The organism is Delftia tsuruhatensis, assembly GCF_903815225.1.
Lineage (GTDB): Bacteria > Pseudomonadota > Gammaproteobacteria > Burkholderiales > Burkholderiaceae_C > Comamonas > Comamonas tsuruhatensis_A.
Window position 1 is genome coordinate 1636364 of sequence record NZ_LR813084.1, and the last position, 24895, is coordinate 1661258.

Sequence of the window (24895 nt, forward strand, 5' to 3'; positions counted from 1 at the left end):
GACCACATGAAATCCAAGACGCTTGTTCAACGCATCGCCCCCTGGGGCTACGGCCTGCTGCTGCTGGGCCTGCTGGCCGCCCCCTTGCTGGGCGCCTATCCGGTGTTCGTGATGAAGCTGATGTGCTTCGCACTTTTCGCCTCGGCCTTCAACCTGCTGCTGGGCTACACGGGCCTGCTGTCTTTCGGCCATGCGGCCTTCCTGGGTGGCGCGGCCTACGTGACGGGCTATGCCATCAAGGGCTGGGGGCTGACGCCCGAGCTGGCCATGCTGGCCGGCACGGCCGGCGGCGCGCTGCTGGGGTTGATCTTCGGCTGGCTGGCCATCCGCCGCCAGGGCATCTATTTTTCGATGATCACGCTGGCCCTGGCCCAGATGCTGTTCTTCGTCTGCCTGCAGGCCCCGTTCACGGGCGGCGAGGACGGGTTGCAGGGCGTGCCGCGCGGCAAGCTGTTCGGCCTCGTCGACCTGAGCAGCGACCTGACCATGTACTACGTCACGCTGGCCATCGTGGCCCTGGCCTTCCTGCTGATCGTGCGCACCATCCATTCACCCTTCGGCCAGGTGCTCAAGGCCATCAAGGAGAACGAGCCGCGCGCGACCTCGCTGGGCTACGACGTGGCCCGCTTCAAGCTGCTGGCCTTCGTGATCTCGGCCGCGCTCACCGGCCTGGCCGGCTCGCTCAAGACCGTGGTGCTGGGCTTCGCCACGCTGTCGGACGTGCACTGGACCACCTCGGGCCACGTGATCCTGATGACGCTGATGGGCGGCCTGGGCACGCTGTCCGGTCCCATCCTGGGCTCGGCCGTGGTGGTCATGCTGGAGAACAAGATCGGCGAGTTCGGCAGCTTCCTGCAGCGCATCACGGGGGTGGAATGGTTCTCCACGCTGGGCGAGTCGGTGACCATCGTCACGGGCCTGATCTTCGTGGTCTGCGTGCTGCTGTTCCGCAAGGGCATCATGGGCGAGCTGATCGCCTGGCTGCAGAAAAAGCGCAGCCCCTGACATCGTTGCGCTTCAAGGCGCTGCACAAAAGCAGGCTGCCAGGACCATGCAGGTCCTGGCAGCCTGCTGTCATTCGTTGCCGGGCTGCATCCACGCTGGAATGTCGCGCTGACCGTGCAGCACACGCCAGACATCGACGTGGTGAGGATGCTCTACGTAGAAGACGATGTAGGGGTAACGTGTCAGCTGCCAGGCGCGCAAACCGGGCAGGTGCAGTTCGTGGGCATGCCGCAGCGAGCCTGTGGCCGGGTGGCGGCTGAGGTGGGTATATGCCCTCTCCAGCGCATCGATGAACCCCAGCGCAGCGGATTCGGCCTCCTGGTCCAGGTAGTAGGCGAGGGCCTCATCGACATCCCGGTTGGCCTGCTCGCGCGGGATGATTGCCTTGGCTTTCACGTCTTGACGCCAGACTTGGAATCCTGCCGCACCCGGCTGCGCAGACCATCGAAATAGCCAGCATCTGCCAAGGCAGCCGGTGCCGAGCCTGCCCCGGCCAACAGCAGGCTGCGCAATTGCAGACGCTCCTGATCCTTGCGGATCAACTCGCGTACGTACTCGCTGCTCGTGCCGTAGCCACGCTGGCTGACCTGCTCATCCACGAAGGACTTGAGGCTGTCCGGAAGAGAGATGTTCATGGTGCTCATGGCACGAGTGTGGGGTGATTGGCAAAATTTGGCAAGAACCGCAATCTTCTGCCAGTTCGTGCATCGCCTCTCACAGCTGCAGCGGCCGGGCGTAGCCCGTCATTTCCAGATAACCCTGGCCCACAGGGTTGTGCCGGCTTTGCAGGCTGCACAGGCCTTCCCAGTAGATGGCGCCTGTGGAGGCGCTGCTGTCCAGTTCCTGGGCGTCCACCAGGGCATGGACCGTGAAGCGGCCGGCGGGTGTGTCCACCTGCCATTGCACGGGGTAGCTCGCACCGCTGGCGGGGCTGCGCCACTGGCGCAGCGGTGTGAATTGCACGACGTCGGCGGCGAAAACCTGCACGGTGCCATCGGCCCCGCGCAGGGAACCACCGGCCCACAGCGCGCTGCCATCGGCACGGCGCAGGCGAAAGGCCGTGAGCGCGCGGCCGTCGAACAGGTTCATGCCTATCCAGTCCCAGCCCACGGCATCGGGGTGCATCAGGGCCTGGCTCCATTCATGGTCCAGCCAGGCACGGTTGTCGCCAGGCTCGCGCGCGGCTTCGATCTCCATGCGCCGGCCCGCCAGTTCCAGGCTGCCGCCCACGCGCAGTTGCGGGCGGCTGTAGTAGTAGCTGGCCTGGCCGGGGTCGGGGCCCTTGCGCGACAGGCCGGCCAGGCCCTGGAGCAAGGGCGGATCGGCGGTCTCGAAGCGCAGTTCCAGCGCGAAGCCGGCACCCCGGATGCGGGTGTCGTAGCGCTCGCCGGCATCCGTGTCCGACCGGGCCAGGGACCAGTCCTGCAGCCGCACATCGGTATCGGCTTCGCCCGCCTCGGCCAGGCCGAAGCCTGCACGCGCGATGCGCTGGTCGTGGTGCAGCCGCCCTGCCTGCACGTCACACAGCGCCGCATGCGCGAACAGCAGCTGGCGCGCCGCGAAGGCCGAGCGCAGCGACTGCGCCGCATCCACGCGCGAGCGGAAGAACGTGACCTGAAAACCCCAGGCCTGGCCCGCGGCGCGTGCCTGGCCGGTGATGTACCACCATTCGGTGCGCAGATCCGGATGGCTGCCATGGTCGCGCGCAAAGGCCAGCGCGCGGGGCGGCAGGGCCAGGGCGGGCATGCCGGCCGCCGCGGCGCCCATGGCGGCAGCCAGGCCCAGCAGGCGGCGTCGGGGCAGCATGGGCATGCCGCGCTCAGCCCTGCAATTGCACGATCCGTGCCTGGGCGGCCGAGCAGTCGCCGATGCGCTGCATCACCCAGTCGGGGTCATGGTAGGTGGGCAGGTAGCGCTCGCCGGCATCGCACAGCAGCGAGAGGATGGAGCCCTGCTCGCCACGCTCGCGCATTCCATGGGCCAGCCTCAGCATGGCCACGTAGTTGGTACCGGTGGAGGGCCCCACGCGCCGGCCCAGCAGCGCCGACAGGCTGCGCATGGCCGCCAGGGAGTCGCAGTCCGCCACTTCCTCCATGCGGTCCACCAGCGTGCGCACGAAGCTGGGCTCCACGCGCGGACGGCCTATGCCCTCGATGCGCGAGCCCGGCGCCGTGAGCGTCTCGTCGCCCGTGCGGTGGTAGGCGGCGAACACCGAACCCTCGGGATCGGCCACGCAGACCTGGGTGGCATGGCGCTGGTAGCGCACATAGCGGCCGATGGTGGCGCTGGTGCCGCCCGTGCCCGCTCCCACCACGATCCAGCGTGGCACGGCATGGCGCTCGCGCCGCATCTGCGTGAACATGCTTTCGGCGATGTTGTTGTTGCCGCGCCAGTCCGTGGCGCGCTCGGCGTAGGTGAACTGGTCCATGTAGTGGCCGTCGGTCTGGACGGCCACGCTGCGGGCCTCGTCATAGACCTGGGCAGCGCTGTCCACCAGATGGCAACGCCCGCCATGGAATTCGATCTGCGCGATCTTCTCGGCCGAGGTGCCGCGCGGCATCACGGCCACGAAGGGCAGGCCGAGCAGGCGCGCGAAATAGGCTTCGCTCACGGCGGTGGATCCGCTGGAGGCCTCGACGATGGTCGAGCCCTCGCGCACCCATCCGTTGCACAGCGCGTAGAGGAACAGCGAGCGTGCCAGCCGGTGCTTGAGGCTGCCCGTGGGATGGGTCGATTCGTCCTTGAGGTACAGGTCGATGCCCTGGGCGGCGTAGCCGGGCAGGGGCAGCGGGATCAGGTGGGTGTCGGCGCTGCGCTGGTAGTCGGCCTCGATGCGGTTGATCGCCTCGTGCAGCCAGGGGGAGTGGGTGTGCGGCATGGCAGCCATTGTCGCAGCCGGGCCGCCCGCTACCAATCCTCCTTGACCGCCAGCACCGCGCTGCGCCCCGCCGCTGCCCGCCCGGCCAGCCAGGCGGTCAGCGTGCCGGCCGCGACCACGCTGGCCGCCAGGGCCGCCAGCCGTGGCCAGGGAAGGGACAGCTCCATGGTCCAGTGAAAGCTCTGCGGGTTGACCACGTGCACGAGGATGACGGCCACGCCCAGGCCCAGCAGGGTGCCCGCGATGGCGCCCGCCAGGGTCCAGGCCATGCCCTCGCCGGCCACCACGGCGAGGATGTCGCGCCGCCTCAGGCCCAGGTGGGCCAGCAGACCGAACTCCTTGCGCCGCGCCAGCACCTGGGCACTGAAGCTGGCCGCGATGCCGAACAGGCCGATGGCGATGGCCACGGCCTGCAGCCAGTAGGTCACGGCGAAGCTGCGGTCGAAGATGCGCAGGGACCGCTCGCGCAGTGCGCCGCTGCTGGCGAATTCCAGCGCCCGGGCGGCGCCGGGAACGGCCATCAGGGCCTCGATGCGCGGACGCAGCTGCTGCACGGCATCGGGGCCGTCATGCAGGGGCCAGATGGCGATCTCGGTGGGGCCCGGCGTCGTCGGACCTTCCGTTGCCAGGGCCCCGTAGTCCTCCCAGTCCATGGCGATGGCGCCGTACTGGCGCACATAGTCGCGCCAGATGCCGGCGACGACGATGCGGTCGCTGTCGGCCTGCAGCGCCTGGGCCAGCAGCGGCCATGCCTGACCCGTCCGCACGCCATACAACTGGGCCACGGCCTCGCTGACATAGACCGCCGTGTCGCCCGGGGGCACCGGCACCGGCCCTTGCACCCAGGGCAGTTGCTGGCCCTGCGGGCCGTGCAGCGGCCGCAGCAGCAGGCTCACCGCCGGACGCTCGGGGTTGAGCCACAGGCTGGTGCTGCGCATGGGCTGGGCGCGCTGCACACCGGGCAGGGCGGCGATGCGTGCAGCCAGGTCAGTGGGCAGTTGCGCGGCGTCGGCGCGGCCTGCGCCACCGGCCATGCGCAGGTACAGCGGCGCCGGCAGCACGGCGTCCAGCCAGGCGACCATGCTGTCCCGGAAGCTGGCCACCATCACCGTCAGCGCCACGGCCAGGCTCAGGCTGGCCACCACGCCGCCCACGGCCACCGTGGTGCTGCGGCGCATGCGCCGCGCGCGCTCCACGGGCAGCAGGGCCAGCGGGCGGCCCAGCAGGGACCGGGGCACCAGGCGCAGCCATTGGCCCAGCAGCCAGGGCAGGGCCGCCATGCCTCCCAGCAGCAGCAGGGCCACGGCCGCATAGGCTGCCAGCGGGATACCCCCCACAGGCGGCAGAAAGGCCAGGGCCACGCTGGCCGCGATCAGCAGCAGGGCCGGCAGCCCGCGCGCCGCGCGCTCGCCACCCGCGCCCTGGCCCTTGAGCGTGGCGGCCGGTGGCAGCTCCATGGCCTGGCGCGCAGGCCACCATCCACCGGCGACGGTGGCGGCCACCCCCAGCAGGCCGAAGGTCAGCGCGGCACCGGCGCTCCATTGCAGCGCCGGCTGCACGCCCGCGAAGTAGCCGCCGCCCAGGTCGCCGCCCAGCAGATGCAGTGCCAGCCAGGCCAGCCCCGCACCCAGCGCGATGCCGGCAGCGCTTCCCGCGATGCCCAGCAGCAGCGACTCGATCAGGACCAGGCCCAGGCGCTGGCGCGGCGTCAGTCCCAGCACGGCCAGCAGTGCGAACTGCGGCGCACGCTGCGCCACGCTGAGCGCAAGCACCGAGAACACCAGGAAGGCCCCCGTGAACAAGGCCACCAGGGCCAGCACCGTGAGGTTGACGCGGTAGGCGCGCGACATCTCGGCAATGCGCTGCTGGTCGTCGCCGGGGCGGCTGGCCAGCGCCTGGGCCGGCCAGTCAGGCAGGCGGCGCAGCCCGGCCAGCAGGGATTCGCGCGTGGCGCCTTCGGCCAGCAGCACGTCGATGCGGTCCACCTGGCCCCAGCGGCCCAGGCTGTCCTGCAAGGCGCCTATGTCCATCACGGCCAGCGGCGGGCCGGATGCGGCCACCGTGCCCGCGATGCGCAGGGTCTGCATGCGGCCGGCCAGTTGCCAGGGCAGGGGCGCCTGCCGAGCCTGTCCGGGCGTCAGCCCCAGGGCCTCCAGCGCGGCCGCGTTGAGGAAGACGGCATCCGGCGCGAACAGGTCCAGCCGGCCCCCGCCTTCGAACAGCCGGGGCATGAGCGCCGGCGCCACGGAGGCCAGCCGCAAGGCGTCGCCGCCCAGCACGCGCAACTGGATGGGGGCGGTGGCCTGGCCGGTACCCGTGGCCAGGGCCGTGGCCTCGATCCAGGGGGCGGCCAGGCCGACCTGGGGCTGCTGCGCGACCTGACCGTACAAGGCCTCGGGCAGGGCGCCTTGCATGGCGCGCAGTTCCAGGTCCGGCTGGCCGTTGACCGTGCGCACGGCACGCGAGAACTCGTCCAGCGCCGACTGGTTGATCACATGCACGGCGAAGCCCAGGGCCACGCCCAGCATGATGGCCACCAGGGCCGTGGCCGTGCGCCAGGGGTGCTGGCGCAGCTCCTGCCAGGAGAAGGTACGCAGCAGGGCGAGCATCCGTGGTCGCTTTCCCGGATCAGGCCGGCCGCATGCCCTGGGCCGTCAGGCGCAGCACGCGGTCGGCGCGGCGCGCGGCTTCCATGGAGTGCGTGACCAGGACCAGGGCGGCCCCATGCTCGCGGGTCTGGTGCAGCAGCAGATCCATGATCTGGGCGGCCGTGCCGGGGTCCAGGTTGCCCGTGGGTTCGTCGGCCAGCAGCAGGGCCGGTGCGTGGACCAGGGCTCGGGCGATGGCCACGCGCTGCAACTGGCCGCCGCTGAGCTGCCAGGGCAGGCGTGTCTGCAGCCCCTGCAGTCCCACGGCCTGCAGCAACCGTTCAACGCGCTGGCGGCCCTGCGCATCGAGGCGCTGCAACAGCATGAGAGGCAGGCACACGTTGTGCCACACATCCAGATGCGGCAGCACATGGAAGGCCTGGAACACGAAGCCCACATGGCTGCGCCGCCACAGCGCGCGGCCGGCTTCGTCGAGTCCCGACAGATCCAGCCCCTGGTGCAGCACGCGGCCCTGCTGCCATTCGTCCAGTCCCGCCAGGCAGTTGAGCAGGGTGGACTTGCCCACGCCAGAGTCGCCCACGATGGCCACGAACTCGCCGCCTGCCACGCGGCAGTCCACGTTCTCGAAGACGGCGGTGTCGTTGCCGCCCTCGTCGCGGTAGCGTCGCGCCAGGCCCTGGACCTCCAGCAGGGGCGCGGCATCAGGGATCGGGCCGGGCATGGGCAAGGTCCTTTCAACGGCCGGGGGCCGCATCGACCACCGCCAGCGCGGCGGCCAGCAGTTGCTGCTGGGCATCGGGCGCGTCGCAGTCCACGGCGTGGCGCTCATGCATGCTGCGCAGCCAGGTGATCTGGCGCTTGGCCAGCTGGCGTGTGGCAGCGATGCCGCGTTCGCGCAGCGACTCCATGGGGTGCAGCCCGTCCAGCGATTCCCAGGCCTGGCGGTAGCCCACGCAGCGCATGGAAGGCAGGTCCAGGTGCAGATCGCCGCGCGCGCGCAGGCGCCGGACCTCGTCGACGAATCCGGCCTCCAGCATGGCGTCGAAGCGCAGCGCGATGCGTGCATGCAGCCAGGCGCGGTCCCGGGGCTCCAGCGAGAAAAAGCCGCCGGGCGCGACCAGGCCCTGGGCGTCCAGGCTGCGGCCTGTGTGAAAGCTGGACAGCGGCCTGCCCGACACCTGCCAGACCTCCAGCGCGCGCTGTATGCGCTGGCTGTCGGCGGGGGCCAGGCGCGCGGCCGTGGCGGGATCGACCCCGGCCAGCAGCGCATGCATGGCCGGCCAGCCGATCTGCGCGGCCTGGGCATCCAGCCGGGCGCGCACGGCGGGGTCGGCGGCAGGCATGTCGTCGATGCCATCGCGCAAGGCCTTGAAGTACAGCATGGTGCCGCCCACCAGCAGCGGCAGGGCGCCGCGCGCGCGGATGGCGGCCACCAGCCGCTGCGCATCCTGCACGAACTCGGCCGCGCTGTAGGCCTGCAGCGGATCGCGGATATCGATCAGGTGATGGGGGCAGGTGGCCAGTTCCTCGGGCGTGGGCTTGGCCGTGCCGATGTCCATGTCCCGGAACACCAGGGCCGAATCCACGCTGATGATCTCCACCGCCTGGCCGTGCCCGGCCAGCAGCCGGGCCAGGGCCAGGGCGGCGGCGGTCTTGCCGGAGGCGGTGGGGCCGGCGATGGCCAGGCAGGGAAGCGGGGAAACGGTGGACATGGGCAAGCGGGAGCGCAAAAAAATGAAATCAGCGGTGGCCTTCGGCCCGGCCGTGGCGGCGCACCAGCACCCAGGCGACCAGGGCCGTGCACACGCCCCAGAACCAGATGCCGAAGGCCATGGGCCGGGTGGACTGGCCGTCCAACTGCAGGCCCAGCCAGTGTCCCATGGCGAAGGCCATCAGCATCATGGTGAAGCCATTGAGCGCCGAAGCCGTGCCGGCCGACTGCGGGAAGGGGGCGATGGCATTGCTCTGCCCGCAGGGCATGTGCACGCCGTGGGCGACCTGAAAGACGTAGAAGGGCAGGGCATAGGCCCAGAGGCTGCGCGCATCGGCCAGCGCCGCGATGCCTATGGCCGTGGCCGACAGCAGGCTGGCCAGGCCCGCGATCTGCACGGCCCGCCATACGGGCATGCGCCGCAGCAGCCAGCGGCACAGGAAGGTGCCCGCGATGTAGCACAGCGCATTGCTGCCCATCAGCAGGCCATAGGCCGTGCGGCTGACGCCCAGCACCTGGATGTAGGTGAAGGAGGAGGCGGCCAGATTGGTGAACAGGCCCGCATAGGTGCAGCAGGTCAGCAACTGGTAGGACTGGAATCCGGGGTGGCGCAGGATGGTGATCCAGTTGCGCGCCAGGGCCAGCGGCTGCAGCGCCGTGGGATTGGTGCGCGCCAGCGTCTCGGTGAAGCGCAGCGCCACCAGCAGCAGGGCCAGCGCGCCCATCAGGGCCTGGGCCAGCATGGTCGCGCGCCAGCCCAGCGCGTCCACCAGCAGGCTGCCGCTGACGGGACTCAGGAAGGCGATCACGCCCAGCCCCGTGAGCGCCTTGGACATGACCTGGGCGCCCAGGTGGGGCGCGAACAGGTCGCGCACCATGGCGCGTGCGCACATCACGCCCGCTCCCAGCGAGGCACCTTGCAGGGCGCGCCAGGCGACCAGCGATTCCATGGTCTCGGCGCTGGCGCTGCCCAGGGCGGCCAGCACGTAGACGGCCATGCCCGCCAGCAGGATGGGGCGGCGCCCGAAGCGGTCGGACAAGGGCCCCCAGGCCAGCTGCGAGCAGCCGAAGCACAGCAGGAAGGCCGTCAGCGTGAGCTGCACCTGGGAGACCTGGGTGGAGAACGCCGTCTGTATCGCGGGCAGGGCCGGCAGGTACAGGTCGGTGGCCAGCGGCTGCAACCCCAGCAGCAGGCCGAGCAGGACGACGACCAGGACGGGGGACATGGCCGGCTGCGCAGCAGCGGTGGCGGGGGACAGGGGCGCTGACATAGGCGCCCGAGGGTAGCAGAGAACGCGGGGCAACGCTGTCCATGCATGGGTGGTGCATATCCATCTGCGCATTCGGCAGTTGGGAACCGCCGCGGCCCTGCCTACATTGCATCGCAGAGCAACCCGACGCAACGCAACCGTGAACAAAGGAACGTGATGGCAACGCTGACCGCTTTTTCCTCCCTCCCCGCCACCCTGCGCCAGGGCGCGTGCACCCTGCTGTACGGCGTGGCCCTGATCGGCGGCGCGGTCCATGCCAGCACGCCGATTCCCGAGGGACCGCTGGTCAGCACCGAATGGCTGGCCGCCAACCTCAACCGGCCGGATGTGCGCATCGTGGAGGTCAGCGTCAACCCCGGCCTCTACGAGCGCTCCCATGTGCCGGGTGCCGTCAACTTCTCGTGGCACAACGACCTCAACGACAAGCTGCGCCGCGACATCGTGGGCAAGGAACAGTTCGAGAAGCTGCTGTCCCAGGCCGGCGTGAAGGACGGCACCACGGTGGTTCTCTATGGCGACACCAACAACTGGTTCGCGGCCTGGGGCGCCTGGGTCTTCGACATCTATGGCGTGCAGGGCGTCAAGCTGCTGGATGGCGGCCGCAAGAAATGGGAGGCCGAGAGCCGCCCGCTCAACAACCGTGCGCCCGAATATGCGGCCACCACCTACCGCGTGGGCAAGGTCAACACCGCGCTGCGTGCCCGCCTGACCGATGCCCTGGCCTCGGCCGAAGGCCGCAGCGATGCCAGGCTCATCGACATCCGATCGGCCGACGAGTACCAGGGCAAGATCTTCGCGCCGGCCGGCGTGCCCGAACTGGCCATCCGTGCCGGGCATATCCCGGGTGCCGTCAACGTGCCCTGGGGCCAGGCCGTGCGCGAGGACGGCAGCTTCAAATCGGCGGATGAACTCAGAAAGCTCTACGCCGGCGTGGGCATCGACGGCAGCAAGCCCGTGATCACCTACTGCCGAATCGGCGAGCGCTCCAGCCATACCTGGTTCGCGCTGTCCAAGATCCTTGGCTACCAGGTGCGCAACTACGACGGCTCCTGGACCGAGTACGGGAACTCCGTGGGCGTGCCCATCAACAATCCGGCAGGCACGGTCTGGGCCGCCAAGTGAGCAGGAATCCTTGAAGGCGGGGGCCGGGCGGGGGTGTCAGTGCTTTGATCCGATCAGGCGCATGACGAGTGGCTTTGGCAAAAGCCCGGCTCCTTTGGGGCCCGCGTGCAGCGGGCCCCCTTTTTTTGAATCATGACGGTGGGGGTGGCCATGGCAGCGGCAAGCGGTGCGAAGGCGCAGGACGGGCAGGCGGTGCGCGAGGGGCTGCGGTGGCTGCCGCTGGCCGCCGTGCTGGCGGCGGCGGGGCCGCTGGCCGCGCACCTGCAGGGATACGGCGGCGGGCGCACGCTGGTGTTCGCGCTGGCCCTGGGCCTGGTGCTGGGGCTGGTGCTCCAGCGCGCGCGGTTTTGTTTTTACTGCCATGCGCGCGATTGGTTCGAGTCCGGTGACCCGCGTGGCGTGCTGTCCATCCTGCTGGCGCTGGCCGTGGGCTCGGTCGGCATGACCGTGGTGCTGGGCAGCTGGGTCGCCGTGCCCCAGCCGGGCCAGTTGCCGCCCGACATGCACATCGGCCCCGTCAGCTGGGTGCTGGTGCTGGCGGGCCTGGCCTTTGGCGCGGGCATGTCGCTCTCCGGCTCGTGCATCAGCGCCCACTGGTACCGGCTGGGCGAGGGCTCGCCCGTGGCGCCGTTCGCCCTGGCCGGGACAGGCCTGGGCTTCGTGCTGGGCTTTCGCAGCTGGAACGGCCTGTACAGCCTGGCCATCGCCGATGCGCCCGTGGTCTGGCTGCCGGCCCACCTGGGCTATGGTGGCGCGCTGGCGTTGCAACTGGCCGTGCTGGGCCTGCTGGCTGCCTGGATCTGGCGTGTGCATGCGCGAGCGGGCCGGGCATGGCCCCGGCCCGAGGCCGGACAGGTACAGCCGCAGACGCCAGGCCTGGGCCAGCTCTGGCAGGGGCTTTGGCGAGGCCGCTGGAACCCTGCGCTGGGCGGGCTGGCCGTGGGCCTGATCGCGGCCGCCGCCATCGTGCGCATGCGGCCCCTGGGCGTCACCACCACCCTGGGCAGCACGGTGCGCGGCTGGGCCCAGTCGGGCGGCTGGGTGCCCGAGCGCCTGCACGGCCTGGACACCCTGGGTGGTTGCGCCACGGCCGTGGTGAACAGCCTGCTCACGCCCCATGCCGTGCTGTTGCTGGGCCTGGTGGCCGGCGCCTGGGGGGCGGCCGTGGCCAGCCGCCAATGGCTGCCGCGCCGCCCCGGCTGGCGCGACGTGGCGCGCGGGCTGGGCGGTGGCGCGCTGCTGGGCTGGGGCGCGATGACCGGCCTGGGCTGCACCATCGGCACGCTGCTGTCGGGCAGCATGGCCGGCGCGCTGTCGGGCTGGGTCTTCGGCGCCGCGGTGTTCACCGCGCTGTGGCTGGGCTTCGTGCTGCGCAACTGGCAGGCCAGCCGCAGCTGAGGCGCTCAGTCCGGCGTCACGCCCAGCAGCAGGTCCGTGATCTCATCCGGATAGCGTTGGCGGTTGCCATCGATCAGCACACAGCCGGGCATCTGGGGATCGGGCCTGGCCCTGGGCATGCCATGGTCCAGCAAGGCCTGGGCGCAGCCCAGCCAGTCGCCGCCGCCGGGGGCGGGCGATTCGGGCTGGTTCAGCGATGCCCAGCACAGCGTGCCCGCGCAGTTGTCGCCGTAGCCATGGCGTTCGGTCCATTGGGCGCCATGCTCCAGCAGGAAGCGCGCCATGGCCGCATCGCCGCGGAACACGGCCTGGTTCAGGGCCGAGGCATCCCAGTCGCCGCCGCGCGCGGCGATGGGCCAGCCCAGCTCCACCATGCAGCGCACGGCATCGAGGCAGCCCAGGGCGGCGAGTTCGGGCAGCATGCGCAGTTGCCCGGGGGCCAGGCCGGCCAGCAGGCCGGGATGGGCATCGAGCAGGCCGCGGGCTGCCGCTCCATCGCCCAGCGCGCAGGCGGCCAGCAGTTGTTCTTCAGGCGAGGCGGGGCCGGCCTGTGTCGCCTGCTCCAGCAGGTCCGCCACCTCGGCCAGGCCGAAGCGCCGTGCCAGCGTGGTGGCCGGAAGGCCCTGCGGTGTCCGCGTGGCCGGATCGGCACCGGCCTGCAGCAAGGCCTGCACATGGGCCGGCGAACGGCGCCGGCGTATGGCCCACAGCAGGGGGCGGCCCCATTCTCCCTGGCCGTTGTCCTCGTTCGGGTCGGCCCCATGCGCCAGCATCAGGTGCAAGGCCGGCAGATCGTCCAGGTCCAGCACGCGGAACAGGGCATTGCTGCCATCCACGCGCGCCCCTGCCTCCAGCAGCAGGCGCGTGCATTCGCGGCTGGCCGGGCTGCCGTCCAGCGCGTGGTAGAGCGATTCGCCGTCGTTGGGGTCGGCGCCCGCCTCCAGCAGCATCTGCGTGAGCTGCACGTCGTGGTTCTGGCCTGCCGCGCCGTAGAGGGCTGACAGCCGCTCGGTCTCGGAGGGCGATTGCAGGCTGGCCGGCGGCCAGCGGTTGCCGATCCCCTGGTGCGGGTCGGCGCCGGCATCGAGCAGCCAGCGCGCGCAGGCGCGCAGCCGATCGGCGAACTGCGGCAGGCGCAGCAGGGACGAATGCGTGACGGCGATCAGTGGCACCAGCATCAACGGACCGCCCGCGCGCTGGAGCCAGCCCGGGTCGCGCTGCGTGGTTTCGCGCAGCACGGCCAGGTCGCCCGTGGCACAGGCCACCCAGGGGTCGCTGCCTGCCAGGTCCGGACGCTCGTCCAGCAGGCGCAGGGCCAGGGCGGGTTGGCCGCGCTGGGTGCCGCCGGCCACATCGCCGGCATAGACCAGGGCCAGCCAGTGCCGCCGGGATTGTCCGGGGTCGTCCGCCAGGCGCTGGCAGGCCGCGACATAGCCGGACAGCTCGCTCCAGGAGGCGAAGCCATGTTCGCGTGCGATGCAGGACTGGGCGTCGTGCAGCCGCAGGTCCATCGCGGCCAGGGCCTGGTCATCCTGGCCCGAGGCTGCGGGCAGGAAGGTGCGCAATGCGACCATGGCCCCGGCCGAGCCGGCGCGGTACGCGGCCAGCAGTTGCTTGGCCTGTTTCTTGAGATGGCCCATGTCGGGCCGGGCGGGGATGCGTTTCACTGGAATACCTCCGTGCGCAGACACCGACGACCCGCATCTCGGCTGCACAAAGGCATGTGAAAAGGAAGAAGGCGCGCAAGCGCATGCAAGTGGGTTCAACCCTTCCCGCGGGTCCGGGCGCGGCCTGCACCGCGAGGGCCGATGTTATCGCAAGGCGGCCGTCATGTATGCGACAGCCCGAGGCCCGGGCTGCGGGTTCCTACCGGCATGTCCGTCACCGTGCCTGGCATAGGCTGCGTCGGCACCTGCGCCAGAACCCGGCTCCGGTCCCCGGTTCATTCCCATCCACAAGGAGACAGCTTTATGCGAGCCATGCGTTGGAATCGTTGGAAATCTCTCGGTTTGGTGGCCACCGTGGCCCTTGCGGCCTGTGGCGGCGGGGACGGCGACGCGCCGGAGGAGGTCCGTGCCCAGGACGGCCGCAGCTTCTCGCCCGCCAATCCCTCGGCCACCACCTTCGAGGCGCTGGCTGCCGCGCCGGGCGATGCCGTGGACAACGCCAGCACCAGCCGCTGGGCGGGTGTGCTGGAGGGCGCGGCCTACCGCATCGAGGTGCCGGCCCGCTGGAACGGCCGCCTGGTGATGTACGCCCACGGCTATGCGGGTGAGGGCAATGCGCTCAATGTGACCAATCCGTCGATACGACGCCACCTGATCCAGAACGGCTACGCCTGGGCGGCGTCCAGTTACAGCAAGAACTATTACGACGTGCGCGCCGGCGTGGAGGACACGAATGCCCTGGCGCTGGCCTTCAACCGACTGGCGGCCGCCCACGGCCGGCCGCTGGCCCAGCCGCAGCGCCTGTACATCACCGGCCATTCCATGGGCGGCCATGTCACGGCGGCGGCCATCGAGGCCGAGGCCCTGGCCACGGCCAGGAACAAGGTGCGCTACCAGGGCGCCGTGCCCATGTGCGGCGTGATGGGCGATACCGAGCTGTTCGACTATTTCGCGGGGGCCCAGGTGACGGCCCAGGCCCTTGCCGGTGTGGCCCAGCGCCCTCTGACCGAGTGGGCGGCCATCCAGGGGCAGGTGACATCGACCCTGTTCACCAGCTTCCCGGCGGCGCCCACCGCGTCGGGCCGCGCCTATCTGTCCGTGATCCAGAACCTCACGGGCGGCCCGCGCCCGCTGTTCGACCTGGGCGTGGCCGTGGGCGGCTCGTTCGCGCCGGTCTGGGGGGTGTTCGGCAGCGACGGATCGGTCAACGGCATCCTCAACAGGAATGTGACCGACACCACGCGCTTCACCTACCGCATCGATGGCGATGCCGCCGCTTCGGCCGCGCTCAACGCGTCCGTCCAGAAGCGCACGGCCGCGCCCGACGCCAACCGGCTGCGCCGCGACGGCCTGCGCTGGATTCCCGTGAGCCCAGGCGACATCAGCATCCCCGTGGTGACGCTGCACACGCTGGGCGACCTCTACGTGCCGTTCAGCATGCAGCAGATCTACCAGCGCCGCGTGGCCGACAAGGGCCGTGGCCAGTGGCTGGTGCAGCGCGCCATCCGGGGGGCCTCGCACTGCGACTTCACGGTGGCCGAGCAGGTCGAGGCCTTCGACGCCATGGTGCAGTGGGAGCAGGGCGGCGCCAAGCCGGGCGGCGATGATGTGCAGACCCCGGCCACCGTGGCCGCGCCCACCTACGGCTGCCGCTACACGCGCAACACGCTGGGCCCTGACGACAGCTCCACCACGCGCCAGCTGCGCGCGGTGATCTCGCAGGCCGCGGCCAGCTGCTCCTAGGATCCCTCGGCGCTGGCCGGGGATCGTGAAGCTCAGTGCAGGGCGGCCTGGGCCGCCTGCTGCGCGGGCGGGCGCAGGCCGAACAGTTCGCCCAGCGCCTGCCGGTACTGGTCCATGGCGCGCGACTGGGTGTTGTGGTGGTTGGCGCCTTCGATGAGCACGAAGCGCTTGGGCTCGCTGGCGGCCTCGAACAGCTGGCGGCCCAGCGTGGCGGGAATCAGCGGGTCGGCGCTGCCGTGCACGACCAGCAGCGGCGAGCCAATGCCGGCCACCTTGTCGATGGAGGCGAAGCGCTGCGTGATCAGCGGTCCCACGGGCAGCCAGCCCCAGCGGAAGCTGCGCACCACGTCGGGGATGCTGGTGAAGGTGGCCTCGACCATGACGCCGGCCTCGTCATCGACCTGGCGCGCGAGGTCGATGGCGATGGCGCCGCCCAGCGAGTGGCCGAACAGGTAGCGTGGCCGGCCCGGCGCCTTGCGGCCCAGCCAGTCCCAGGCCACGCGCGCATCCTCGGCGGCGGATGCCTCGGAAGGCAGGCCGGCGCTGCTCTTGCCGAAGCCCCGGTAGTCGATGGCCAGCACCGAGAAGCCCAGCTCATGCAGGCGCCGCATGCGTGGCGAGGAGCCGGCGACGTTCCAGCGCGCGCCGTGCAGGTACAGCAGCACGGGCGCATCGGCCGCCTCGCCGGGCAGCCACAGGCCGTGGAGCCGGGCACCGGCGCCATGGGGCGCGGGCATGTCGATCCAGACATCCTCCATGCCCGCCGTGTTGGCGCCGGGCCAGCTGCGGTCGCTGGGTTGGAAGATCCATTCGCGCTGCTTGGTGTCCAGGACCGAACAGCCGGTGCCGGCCAGCAGCGCGGCCGCGCCCAGGGCCAGCGCGGTGCGGCGCAGCCAGCGACGGGCGGACGGGGGAGGGGGCGACTTGGACATCAAGCCTGGATGGAGGCGGGAAACGGTCAAAAGTTCAGTGCCCGGCACAGCGGCCGGCCGTCACGCAATGGCGCTATTCTTGCACCCTGCCCACGGGCCGCGGGGGCGCCGCGGGCAGCCCCCTCCGATGGATCATTCTTGTATGCCGATACGCCTGGGCCTTGCCGCCAACCGAATCCACCACCAGACCGAGGATGCCGCGCTGTTCTCCTGGCTGCGAGCCTGCGAGTCGGGTATCCGCGAGCTGCAGCTGGGCCTGCATGCCGTGGGCCGCACCTTCGATGCCATCCAGGCCGCCGGCATGCTGGCCTCCTACCGGGGCCTGCGCCGCTATCCCTATGGACGCGAAGGCGGGCTGATGAAGCTGGTGGCCGAGGTCGTGGGCGTGGAAGGCGATGAACGCACCATCGACGGCGCCATCTACTTCACCGATCCCGTCGATCCCTCCTCCATCTTCCCCGAGGCCGTGGCGCTCAAGCGCCAATGCGTGATCCATGGCAAGCCCTTCCTGTCCACCGTGGCCTCGGCGCGCGACTGGGTGGAGATGGAACGCATCCATGCCGGCCTGCCCGCCGACGCGGGGGCGCGGCGCTTTCATGACTACGGCCAGCAGACGCTGGCGTTGATCGCCCACGATGCGCTCAAGCCCACGATGCTGGAGTTCGCGGCGCGCAACTTCGAGCTGCTGTCGCGCTTCGGCCGGCGCGTGGGCACGGGCACGACGGGCCAGCGGCTCAACGAGATGGCCTGGAGCCGTGGCTGGCCCGAGGACCGGCCCTGGGTGGACCGCTACAACAGCGGCCCGCTGGGGGGTGATGCCCAGATCGCCGACCTGGTGCTGGACCGGCGCTGCCAGCGCGTGATCTTCTTCGAGGATCCGCATGTGGCACGCCAGCACGAGGCCGACATCCAGCTGCTGGAGCGCGCCGTGACCACGGTGACGCACGACACGGTCTGCATGACCTCGCCCCAGGTGGCCCAGCGCTGGTGCGACGCGGCCGTGACGCGCCGCTGATCCGCCGTCGCGCAGACGACAGTCTGCGGGCCGACGGGCGGGGGAACACCCATGACCGGGCAAGGGCATTCTGCAAGACTGGTCGTTTCCCCAACTCCAGGAGACAGCGATGGTCCGAAAGCTCTTTGTGCCTTCCCGGCTGGCGATGGCCGCGGCGGCCCTGTTGCCGGCCTGGGCCGCGGCCCAGTCCCCGGCGCCGGCCTTGCCGCCGCCCGACAGCGTGCGCCTGGAGCAACTGGGACTGATGCAGGGCTTTCCTCCGGCGGCCGACAAGCGCGTCGACGTGTCCAACGGCTACCGCTATCCGCAGCTGCGCTGGGTGGTCCAGCACCTGCGCGAGATCCAGCCCACGCAGAACATCCGCCGTGGCGCCGCGCCGCCTTCCGCCTTGCCCGAGGCGCCCATGCCGCTGGGCGCGCTGCGCTTTGACGATGACAAGGGCCAGCCCGTCACGGTGGACCAATGGCTGGACCGCACCTATACCGACGCCGTCGTCGTGCTGCACAAGGGGCGCGTGGTCTTCGAGCGCTATGCCAACCAGATGCAGGCCAGCTCGCCGCATCTGCTGTTCTCGGTCACCAAGTCGTTCACGGGCCTGATGGCGGCGCAGCTGGCCCACGAAGGGCGCATCGATCCACAGGCATTGGTCACGAAGTACGTGCCCGAGCTGGAAGGATCGGCCTGGGGCGACATGACGGTGCGCCAGGTCATGGACATGACGGGCGCGGTGCGCTTTCGCGAGGACTATGCCGATCCGAAGACCGAGATCTTCGGTTATTCCTGGGCGTCGGGCCTGCTGCCGCGTCCGCCGGGATACACCGGGCCGGCGAATGTCTACGACTTCCTCAAGACCCTTCCCAAGGAAGGCACGCATGGCGAGGGCTTCGTCTACCGCACCGTGCACTCCGAGGTGCTGGGCTGGATCGTCTCGCGCGTCACGGGCCGGCGCTGGAGCGATCTCATGAGCGAGAACATCTGGCAGAAGCTGGGCATGCAGGAGGATGCCTATGTGATGGTGGACAGCACGGGCACGCCGCTGCAGGGCGCGGGCCTGAACGCCACGGCGCGCGACCTGGCGCGGGTGGGCGAGATGCTGCGCCTGGGCGGCAGCTTCAATGGCGCCAGGGTCTTCGACAAGGCGGTGATCGAGGACATCGCGCGTGGCGGCGACCGCGAGCAGTTCAAGTTCCGCGGCATCCAGGCCGCGCGGCCCGGCTACAGCTACCGCAACCAGTGGTGGGTGCTGCACAACGCCGATGGCGCCTACGAGGCCGCCGGCATCCACGGCCAGTTCATCCACGTCAATCCCGCCGCGCAGATGGTGGTGGTCAAGCTGTCGTCGCATCCCGTGGCGGGCACGGGCTTTACCCATGCGCTGACGCTCAAGGCCTGGGCGGCGCTGGCCGATGCGGTGCGCGGCAGACCCTGAGCCCTGCGCCGTGCACAACAGGCGCTAGCCCACCAGCCGGTCGGCGCGCGCGTTCCGGGCTTCAATCAGGCATGCAGCCAGGTCGCGGACGATCCGTGATTTCGGAAGGTCCGGCCGGAAGAGGAGCAAGGTCCTGAAGTGCACGGCTGCCGAAAAGGGCCGGAATGTGACGCCGCGGGACGCATAGCCGTCCACCGAGTACGGGTTCACCAGGCCCACGCCCAGCCCCTCCATCGCCAGCGCACAGACGGTTGACGAATTGGGCGTCTCCGCCACGATGCGCGGGCGTACGCCATTCTCGAGAAAGACTTTTTCCAGCTTGCGCCGGACCGTATCTTCCGGCGACAGCGCGATAAAGGACTCGCCGGCGAGGTCCTGTGGCGTGATGACCGCCCGTTCGGCCAGGCGGTGTCCTGCCGGCAGGGCGCACATCGCCTGGGGGGTCGCGAAGAGCTGATGCTCCAGGCCTGCGACATCAATTTCATCCGCTGCCAGTCCCACGTCGAAGCGGCTGCTCATCAGCAGTTCCCGAACGGTGGCGGAAGCCGTCACCTGCAATGTGATCGCGATCGCCGGGTGCCTGGCCCTGAACAGTCTCAACGCATGCGGCACCAGCGTGGAGCCCATGGCTGCCAGGCTGGCCACCCGGATGTCTCCCGTGCCGAAGTCGCGAATCCGCGCGGCGCTGGCCTTCAGGCGATCCAGGCCCTGGAAGGTGGTTTCGACGTCCCGGAAGAAGAGATGTCCTTCGGCCGTGGGGACCAGCCGGCCCCGCACCCGGTCGAACAGCTGGAATCCCGTGGCCTTCTCCAGCTCGAGAATGCTGCGGCTGATGGCAGGCTGGGTGACGTTCAGCAGGTCTGCGGCGCGCGAGGCAGAGCCTGTGACCATCACTGCCCGGAACGCTTCGACTTGGCGGAAATTCATCAACAGCCCATAAGGTTTGATCATGGAGTTGCATGTCCAGATCATTGATTGTAATCGGATGAGATCCTAGAGTGGCTACCGGGTTGCCAGATGAGCGATGGGTGTTCACCTGGCCTTGACGCCAGGCGCAATCCTTGCGGGATTGCAGGTTTGCGCGGCGTGCCGTTCCAACTTGAGATGAAGAGGGCTTTCCCAGTGGCCAAGATTGATGATTTCCGAAGCCTGTCGCCCGCCATATGGCGCGCTTCCACGGTCCTGTTCGATGACATCGCGGATTTCACGACGCGCAAGGAGCGCTTGTTCGACGGATATACCTATGGCGTGACGGGTACGCCGACGACCCGCGCCCTGGAGGAGCGCATCGCATGCCTTGAAAACGCCCCCTTCTGCGTTGCGAGTCCCTCGGGGCAGTCTGCCTTGTGCCAGATCGGCCTGGCGTTGCTGGGCTGGGGCGACCATGTGCTGATCGCCGACTCCTGCTATGGGCCTTTGAGAACTTTCGCGAACGAATACCTTCGCCGCTTCGGGGTCGAGTGCGAAACCTACGATCCGGCCATTGGCGCGGAGATCGCCGGCCGCTTCAAGCCCGGCACGAAACTCATCTTCATGGAGTCCCCGGGTTCCTTGACCATGGAGATGCAGGACATTCCCGCCATCGTGAAGGCAGCGAAGGCCCACGGAATTCTGACCGTCCTCGACAACAGCTGGGCGTCACCTCTGGGCTTCCAGGGGGTGCCCGCTGGCGTCGATATCGTGGTCCAGGCCGTCTCCAAGCTCCTGGGGGGGCATTCGGACCTGTTGCTCGGGGCCTTGTCGACCGCAAGTCGCGCGCTCTATGAGAAGCTGCGCACGGCCCAGAGTGTGCTGGGGCAAGCCGTGAGCCCCGACGATTGCTTTCTCGCGTTGCGGGGGCTGGACACCCTTGCATTGCGGTATGCCCACCAATGTGCCTGCGCGCTGGCCCTGGCGGAGAAACTGGCCCGGCACCCCATGGTGGAGCGCGTGTTGTTTCCGCCGCTTGCGGGGGACGAAGGCCATGCCCGCTGGAAGGCGTCGTTCAAAGGGGGTGGATGCGTGCTTTCGTTTGTGCCCAGGCTTGCATCGACCGAAGAGGTCCATCCGTTCTTCGATGCGCTGAAGGTCTTCCAGATCGGGGCGAGCTGGGGCGGCGCGCACAGCCTGGCGGCCTACTACCCGGCGGCCGAGCAGGCGAAGCGGACGTACTGCAAGGTGCAGGCTGGCATCATTCGTCTGGCCGTCGGCCTGGAACCCTCGGAGCATCTTGTCGCTGATGTCCTGCAGGCGCTGCAGCGGGCGGCCCATCGCGCAGCGACCTGAATCGACATGACCGTCCGACGGTCGTGCGCCCCATGCCTCGATCATGGCGGACCTGGGCGGGTCCACGGCGCAGGGCGTGCGTCCTGCGGGAAGAGGCATGCAAAAAGCCCATGCAGCGGGCTGCATGGGCTTTGGTGCGCAAGGGGGTGAAGCGCAGGGTCAGATCACACCCTGGGCCAGCATGGCGTCGGCCACCTTCACGAAGCCGGCGATGTTGGCGCCGTCGATATAGCTGACGGTGCCGTCCTCGCGCTTGCCGTACTTCAGGCAGGCGGCGTGGATGCCTTGCATGATCTGCAGAAGGCGGGCGTCCACTTCCTCGGCGGGCCAGGACAGGCGCGCTGCGTTCTGGCTCATTTCCAGGCCCGAGGTGGCCACGCCGCCGGCATTGCTGGCCTTGCCCGGCGCGTACAGCACGCCGGCCTTCTCGAAGGCCTTGGCGGCCTCGATGGTGGAGGGCATGTTGGCGCCTTCTGCCACGCACAGCACGCCATTGGCGATCAGCACCTTGGCATCCTGCTCATTGAGTTCGTTCTGCGTGGCACAGGGCAGGGCCACGTCCACCTTCAGGTGCCACGGCGTCTTGCCGGCCAGGAATTCGGCGCCCACCAGCCTGGCGTACTCGTCCACGCGGCCGTAGCGGTGGTTCTTCACGTCCATCAGGATGGCCAGCTTCTCGGTGGTGAAGCCGTTGGGGTCGTACACGGTGCCCGAGGAGTCGGAGACCGACACCACCTTGGCACCCAGCTGCATGGCCTTCTCCACGGCGTACTGCGCGACGTTGCCCGAGCCGGACACCGACACGGTCTTGCCGGCGAAGGACTGGCCGCGCGTGGCCAGCATTTCCTGTGCGAAGTAGACGGTGCCGTAGCCGGTGGCCTCGGGGCGGATCAGCGAGCCGCCGAAGGACAGGCCCTTGCCGGTGAAGACGCTGGCGGCGCTGTTGGACAGCTTCTTGTACATGCCGGCCATGTAGCCGACCTCGCGGCCGCCCACGCCGATGTCGCCGGCCGGCACGTCGGTGTCCGGACCCACATGGCGGAACAGCTCGGTGACGAAGGCCTGGCAAAAGCGCATGACTTCAGCGGGGCTCTTGCCCTTGGGGTCGAAGTCGGAGCCGCCCTTGCCGCCGCCCATGGGCAGCGTGGTCAGCGCGTTCTTGAAGGTCTGCTCGAAGGCCAGGAACTTGAGCACGGACAGCGTGACCGAGGGGTGGAAGCGCAGGCCACCCTTGTAGGGGCCGATGGCCATGCTGTGCTGGATGCGGAAGCCCCGGTTGACCTGCACCTGGCCCTTGTCGTCGGTCCAGCTGACGCGGAACATCACCACGCGCTCGGGCTCGACCAGGCGCTCCAGCAGTCCGTGTTCGGCGTACTTGGGATTCTTCTCGATGAAGGGCCACAGGCTTTCCATCACTTCGGTGACGGCTTGCAGGAATTCGGGCTGGCCAGGGTTGCGTTGCGCCACTTCGTCGAGGAATTGGCCGACGGACTCGTACTTCATAGGAGAACCTTCTGACTAAAAAACAGGCTGCTGAGGGAATGTGCAGCCAAAATTATGCCAAAAAGTTATGCCTTCATGCATCGTTTTGGTGAATCGTGCGCAAGACTGGTGCCTTCATGCCGTGTTCGGGTGCATTTTCAGAATGGGGGTGATGACATTTGGTGCATGACCGCGAACCCCTTCACGCAGGAAGAACCATGGCCTGAACCGATGCAGGTCGTATCCGGTGGCGGGGGCGGGCATGGCGAATGGGCATGGATCAGCCCTGCCGGCCGACATGTCTGACGGGCGGGAAGGCCTTGCCGGCGGCAAGGCTTTGGCAATGGGCCGCTCAGCTGCGCTGCAACTGCGGATGCCGCGCGAACAGGTCGGCGGCCCAGTCCACGAAGGCCCGCACCTTGGCGCTGAGGTGGCGGTTGGGTGGGTAGACCACATGCACGGGCAGTGGCGGCTGGGTCCATTCGGGCAGCACTTCCACCAGTTCACCGCTGTCTATCAGCGGCTGGGCAAAGGCCGTGACCAGCTGCGCGATGCCAAAGCCCGCAAGCACGGCGGCCGTGTAGGCATTGCTGTCGTTGGCCGCGATGCGGTAGTTGCCCGCCACCTCGATGGATTCATCGCCCCGGTGGAATTCCAGCGGGTACATGCGCCGCGTATGGCCCGAGAAGAAGGCGACGATCTGGTGCTTCGTATCCAGCTCGGACGGGTGCTGGGGCACGCCATGGCGTGCCAGGTAGGCGGGCGAGGCCACGGTGACCCAGTTCATCGACCCTATGCGCCGCGCCACCAGGGACTGGTCGCTGAGCTCGCCCCCGCGGATCACGCAGTCCACGTTGTCGCTGATCAGGTCCACCAGGCGGTCGCCCACGCCCAGGTCGATCTGTATGTCGGGGTAGCGTTCGCAGAATTCGGTCAGCGCCGGAATGATGATCAACCGGGCCATGGAGCTGCCCACGTCCAGCCGCAGCCGCCCGCTGGGCGCGGTCTGGGTGTTGACCATGCTGGCTTCGAGATCGTCGAAGTCGTTGAGCAGGCGCGCCGCGCGTTCGTAGTAGGCCGCGCCATCGGGCGTGACGGTGACGCGCCGCGTCGTGCGGTTGAGCAGCTTGACGCGCACGCGCGCCTCCAGCGCCTGTATCTGTTTGGTGACCGTGCCCTTGGGCAGGTCCAGCGAATCGGCGGCGCGGGTGAAGTTGCCTGCTTCCACCACGCGGACGAAGACACGCATGGCCTGGATCTGGTCCATGGAAAGTTGCTCCTGCAGCGCCCGGCAAGGGAATGCCGGCTCGGCGGAATTCTCACATGCGCGGTATCGGGCGATTGTTCGTGAAACGGAAACAGAGCGATGGCTGCGTTGCTATTTCAGACATGGCCGGCGCCGCCTATATTCCAACCATCGACCATTGCCGCAGGTTCGCGCCATGTCCACTTCCCCGTCGCTCCCGAACGGCCCCGCCGTCGGGGCGCAGATTGCCGAAACAGAATTCTCCATCGAGCTGCCCGAGCACGGCACCGTGGCTGCGCGCGCCTATGGCCAGCGCAGGCCCGGCACGGTCTCGCCGCTGGTGCTGCATTTCCATGGCGGCACCTTTGTCTGCGGCACGCTGGACAACGGGCGCTACATCGGCCGGCTGCTGGCGGAGGCGGGCGCCGTCGTGGTGTCGCTGGCCTATCCGCTGGCGCCCGAGCATCCGTTCCCCCAGCCCATCGAGGTCGGCTACGCCATGCTGCAATGGCTGTACAAGCACCGCGTGAAGATGGCGGGCAAGGGCGCGCCGCTGTTTCTTGCGGGCGAGGAAGCGGGCGGCAACCTGGCCGCCGCCGTGGCCGTGATCTCGCGCGACCGGGGCCATCCGCCGCTTGCGGGCCAGATCCTGGTGTCGCCCATGCTCGATCCCTGCACCGGCACGGCCTCGCAGCGCGAGGCCACGCCCGAGGCTGGCGAATGCCGCTGGGCCACGGGCTGGCGCGAGTACCTGAGCTGCCCCAAGGACGCCATGCATCCCTACGCCGTGCCCGGCAGCTCGCTGCGCCTGGCCCAGCTGCCGCCGGCCCTGGTGCTGGTGGGCGGTGACGACCCGCTGCGCGACGAGGCCCAGGCCTATGCGGCCCGCCTGCGCGCGGCCGGGGTGGCGGCCAGCAGCCATGTGCTGCCCAGCGCGTCGAACTGGCCGCAGGCCCTGTCCGAGGCCGAGGCCTGTACGGCCTGCAGCGCCGCCGTGTCCCTGCATGTGCATGACTTCTTCGAGGCCACCATGAACAAGCCCGCAGCACCGGGCTAGGCCCCGCGCCGCCGCAGCCGGCGAACCTTGCTGCCCCGTTTTTCCCTTCCGCCTTCCCGGCGCGT

General features: G+C 69.5%; 21 protein-coding genes. 8 read left to right on the forward strand and 13 right to left on the reverse strand.

The annotated features are described in order from the left end of the window. Positions 1–6 precede the first annotated feature (6 nt). A complete protein-coding gene (locus L1Z78_RS07435; protein ID WP_234640893.1) occupies positions 7–1005 on the forward strand; it encodes a branched-chain amino acid ABC transporter permease in 999 nt (332 codons plus the stop codon). A 69-nt stretch (positions 1006–1074) separates the two neighbouring features. On the opposite strand, the gene L1Z78_RS07440 is transcribed toward L1Z78_RS07435, so the two are convergent. The 8 genes from L1Z78_RS07440 to L1Z78_RS07475 form a co-directional block, all read right to left on the reverse strand. Further along, on the reverse strand, positions 1075–1401 hold the full coding sequence (locus L1Z78_RS07440) for a type II toxin-antitoxin system RelE/ParE family toxin (RefSeq protein ID WP_234640894.1): 327 nt from the start codon (positions 1399–1401) through the stop codon (positions 1075–1077). Continuing rightward, positions 1398–1649 (reverse strand): type II toxin-antitoxin system ParD family antitoxin, encoded by a 252-nt coding sequence (locus L1Z78_RS07445; RefSeq protein ID WP_234640895.1) that lies wholly within the window; start codon positions 1647–1649, stop codon positions 1398–1400. Before L1Z78_RS07445 ends, L1Z78_RS07440 begins: the two co-directional genes overlap by 4 nt. A 70-nt stretch (positions 1650–1719) precedes the next feature. Beyond that, the gene (locus L1Z78_RS07450) at positions 1720–2817 is read right to left on the reverse strand and encodes a carotenoid 1,2-hydratase (RefSeq protein ID WP_234640896.1); all 1098 of its coding nucleotides are present in this window, start codon (positions 2815–2817) and stop codon (positions 1720–1722) included. A 7-nt stretch (positions 2818–2824) separates the two neighbouring features. Next, positions 2825–3892 (reverse strand): PLP-dependent cysteine synthase family protein, encoded by a 1068-nt coding sequence (locus tag L1Z78_RS07455; protein ID WP_234640897.1) that lies wholly within the window; start codon positions 3890–3892, stop codon positions 2825–2827. Between the two features lie 20 nt (positions 3893–3912). Continuing rightward, positions 3913–6492: an ABC transporter permease gene (locus L1Z78_RS07460; RefSeq protein ID WP_234640898.1), complete on the reverse strand. Its 2580-nt coding sequence runs from the start codon at positions 6490–6492 to the stop codon at positions 3913–3915. 19 nt (positions 6493–6511) lie between these two features. Then, the gene (locus L1Z78_RS07465) at positions 6512–7213 is read right to left on the reverse strand and encodes an ABC transporter ATP-binding protein (RefSeq protein ID WP_234640899.1); all 702 of its coding nucleotides are present in this window, start codon (positions 7211–7213) and stop codon (positions 6512–6514) included. A 13-nt stretch (positions 7214–7226) separates the two neighbouring features. Then, entirely contained in the window at positions 7227–8204 is a 978-nt protein-coding gene (miaA, locus tag L1Z78_RS07470) for a tRNA (adenosine(37)-N6)-dimethylallyltransferase MiaA (protein ID WP_234640900.1), read from the reverse strand. Positions 8205–8232: 28 nt separating this feature from the next. Next, positions 8233–9429 carry a multidrug effflux MFS transporter gene (locus L1Z78_RS07475; protein WP_234640901.1) on the reverse strand — a complete coding sequence of 399 codons (1197 nt, stop codon included), beginning with the start codon at positions 9427–9429 and terminating at the stop codon, positions 8233–8235. 201 nt (positions 9430–9630) lie between these two features. On the opposite strand from L1Z78_RS07475, the gene L1Z78_RS07480 reads away from it, so the two are divergent. Both L1Z78_RS07480 and L1Z78_RS07485 read left to right on the forward strand, forming a co-directional pair. Continuing rightward, positions 9631–10596: a sulfurtransferase gene (locus L1Z78_RS07480; protein WP_234640902.1), complete on the forward strand. Its 966-nt coding sequence runs from the start codon at positions 9631–9633 to the stop codon at positions 10594–10596. A gap of 150 nt (positions 10597–10746) precedes the next feature. Next, on the forward strand, positions 10747–11994 hold the full coding sequence (locus L1Z78_RS07485; RefSeq protein ID WP_234640903.1) for a YeeE/YedE family protein: 1248 nt from the start codon (positions 10747–10749) through the stop codon (positions 11992–11994). A 5-nt stretch (positions 11995–11999) separates the two neighbouring features. Here the strand turns inward: L1Z78_RS07485 and L1Z78_RS07490 are convergent, their stop codons facing one another. Further along, positions 12000–13661: an ankyrin repeat domain-containing protein gene (locus L1Z78_RS07490; RefSeq protein ID WP_234640904.1), complete on the reverse strand. Its 1662-nt coding sequence runs from the start codon at positions 13659–13661 to the stop codon at positions 12000–12002. Positions 13662–13964: 303 nt separating this feature from the next. On the opposite strand from L1Z78_RS07490, the gene L1Z78_RS07495 reads away from it, so the two are divergent. After that, complete coding sequence (locus tag L1Z78_RS07495; protein ID WP_234640905.1) at positions 13965–15404, forward strand: alpha/beta hydrolase; 1440 nt, start codon at positions 13965–13967, stop codon at positions 15402–15404. A gap of 32 nt (positions 15405–15436) precedes the next feature. Here L1Z78_RS07495 and L1Z78_RS07500 read toward each other — a convergent pair whose 3' ends face one another. Then, complete coding sequence (locus L1Z78_RS07500; RefSeq protein ID WP_234640906.1) at positions 15437–16336, reverse strand: alpha/beta hydrolase; 900 nt, start codon at positions 16334–16336, stop codon at positions 15437–15439. Positions 16337–16478: 142 nt separating this feature from the next. Here L1Z78_RS07500 and L1Z78_RS07505 point away from each other — a divergent pair, with 142 nt between their 5' ends. Together L1Z78_RS07505 and L1Z78_RS07510 are read left to right on the forward strand one after the other, a co-directional pair. Continuing rightward, positions 16479–17351: a methylglyoxal synthase gene (locus L1Z78_RS07505; RefSeq protein WP_234640907.1), complete on the forward strand. Its 873-nt coding sequence runs from the start codon at positions 16479–16481 to the stop codon at positions 17349–17351. A 109-nt stretch (positions 17352–17460) separates the two neighbouring features. Then, positions 17461–18780 (forward strand): serine hydrolase domain-containing protein, encoded by a 1320-nt coding sequence (locus L1Z78_RS07510; RefSeq protein WP_234640908.1) that lies wholly within the window; start codon positions 17461–17463, stop codon positions 18778–18780. A 24-nt stretch (positions 18781–18804) separates the two neighbouring features. Here L1Z78_RS07510 and L1Z78_RS07515 read toward each other — a convergent pair whose 3' ends face one another. After that, complete coding sequence (locus L1Z78_RS07515) at positions 18805–19731, reverse strand: LysR substrate-binding domain-containing protein (RefSeq protein ID WP_234640909.1); 927 nt, start codon at positions 19729–19731, stop codon at positions 18805–18807. Between the two features lie 171 nt (positions 19732–19902). Here L1Z78_RS07515 and L1Z78_RS07520 point away from each other — a divergent pair, with 171 nt between their 5' ends. Next, a complete protein-coding gene (locus L1Z78_RS07520) occupies positions 19903–21045 on the forward strand; it encodes a trans-sulfuration enzyme family protein (RefSeq protein WP_234640910.1) in 1143 nt (380 codons plus the stop codon). A 159-nt stretch (positions 21046–21204) separates the two neighbouring features. Here the strand turns inward: L1Z78_RS07520 and gdhA are convergent, their stop codons facing one another. Then, positions 21205–22548, reverse strand: a complete 1344-nt coding sequence (gdhA, locus tag L1Z78_RS07525) for an NADP-specific glutamate dehydrogenase (RefSeq protein ID WP_234640911.1) — start codon at positions 22546–22548, stop codon at positions 21205–21207. A gap of 331 nt (positions 22549–22879) precedes the next feature. Then, positions 22880–23794, reverse strand: a complete 915-nt coding sequence (locus tag L1Z78_RS07530; RefSeq protein ID WP_234640912.1) for a LysR family transcriptional regulator — start codon at positions 23792–23794, stop codon at positions 22880–22882. A 175-nt stretch (positions 23795–23969) separates the two neighbouring features. On the opposite strand from L1Z78_RS07530, the gene L1Z78_RS07535 reads away from it, so the two are divergent. Further along, complete coding sequence (locus tag L1Z78_RS07535; protein WP_234640913.1) at positions 23970–24830, forward strand: alpha/beta hydrolase; 861 nt, start codon at positions 23970–23972, stop codon at positions 24828–24830. The last annotated feature ends 65 nt before the right edge of the window (positions 24831–24895 follow it).

Bases quoted from the DNA above. Each gene is read 5' to 3' on its own strand.
- L1Z78_RS07435 (WP_234640893.1), top strand. From the start codon at position 7: ATGAAATCCAAGACGCTTGTTCAACGCATCGCCCCCTGGGGCTACGGC.
- L1Z78_RS07445 (WP_234640895.1), bottom strand. From the start codon at position 1,649: ATGAGCACCATGAACATCTCTCTTCCGGACAGCCTCAAGTCCTTCGTG.
- L1Z78_RS07450 (WP_234640896.1), bottom strand. From the start codon at position 2,817: ATGCCCATGCTGCCCCGACGCCGCCTGCTGGGCCTGGCTGCCGCCATG.
- L1Z78_RS07455 (WP_234640897.1), bottom strand. From the start codon at position 3,892: ATGGCTGCCATGCCGCACACCCACTCCCCCTGGCTGCACGAGGCGATC.
- L1Z78_RS07460 (WP_234640898.1), bottom strand. From the start codon at position 6,492: ATGCTCGCCCTGCTGCGTACCTTCTCCTGGCAGGAGCTGCGCCAGCAC.
- L1Z78_RS07465 (WP_234640899.1), bottom strand. From the start codon at position 7,213: ATGCCCGGCCCGATCCCTGATGCCGCGCCCCTGCTGGAGGTCCAGGGC.
- miaA (WP_234640900.1), bottom strand. From the start codon at position 8,204: ATGTCCACCGTTTCCCCGCTTCCCTGCCTGGCCATCGCCGGCCCCACC.
- L1Z78_RS07475 (WP_234640901.1), bottom strand. From the start codon at position 9,429: ATGTCCCCCGTCCTGGTCGTCGTCCTGCTCGGCCTGCTGCTGGGGTTG.
- L1Z78_RS07480 (WP_234640902.1), top strand. From the start codon at position 9,631: ATGGCAACGCTGACCGCTTTTTCCTCCCTCCCCGCCACCCTGCGCCAG.
- L1Z78_RS07485 (WP_234640903.1), top strand. From the start codon at position 10,747: ATGGCAGCGGCAAGCGGTGCGAAGGCGCAGGACGGGCAGGCGGTGCGC.
- L1Z78_RS07495 (WP_234640905.1), top strand. From the start codon at position 13,965: ATGCGAGCCATGCGTTGGAATCGTTGGAAATCTCTCGGTTTGGTGGCC.
- L1Z78_RS07500 (WP_234640906.1), bottom strand. From the start codon at position 16,336: ATGTCCAAGTCGCCCCCTCCCCCGTCCGCCCGTCGCTGGCTGCGCCGC.
- L1Z78_RS07505 (WP_234640907.1), top strand. From the start codon at position 16,479: ATGCCGATACGCCTGGGCCTTGCCGCCAACCGAATCCACCACCAGACC.
- L1Z78_RS07510 (WP_234640908.1), top strand. From the start codon at position 17,461: ATGGTCCGAAAGCTCTTTGTGCCTTCCCGGCTGGCGATGGCCGCGGCG.
- L1Z78_RS07515 (WP_234640909.1), bottom strand. From the start codon at position 19,731: ATGATCAAACCTTATGGGCTGTTGATGAATTTCCGCCAAGTCGAAGCG.
- gdhA (WP_234640911.1), bottom strand. From the start codon at position 22,548: ATGAAGTACGAGTCCGTCGGCCAATTCCTCGACGAAGTGGCGCAACGC.
- L1Z78_RS07530 (WP_234640912.1), bottom strand. From the start codon at position 23,794: ATGGACCAGATCCAGGCCATGCGTGTCTTCGTCCGCGTGGTGGAAGCA.
- L1Z78_RS07535 (WP_234640913.1), top strand. From the start codon at position 23,970: ATGTCCACTTCCCCGTCGCTCCCGAACGGCCCCGCCGTCGGGGCGCAG.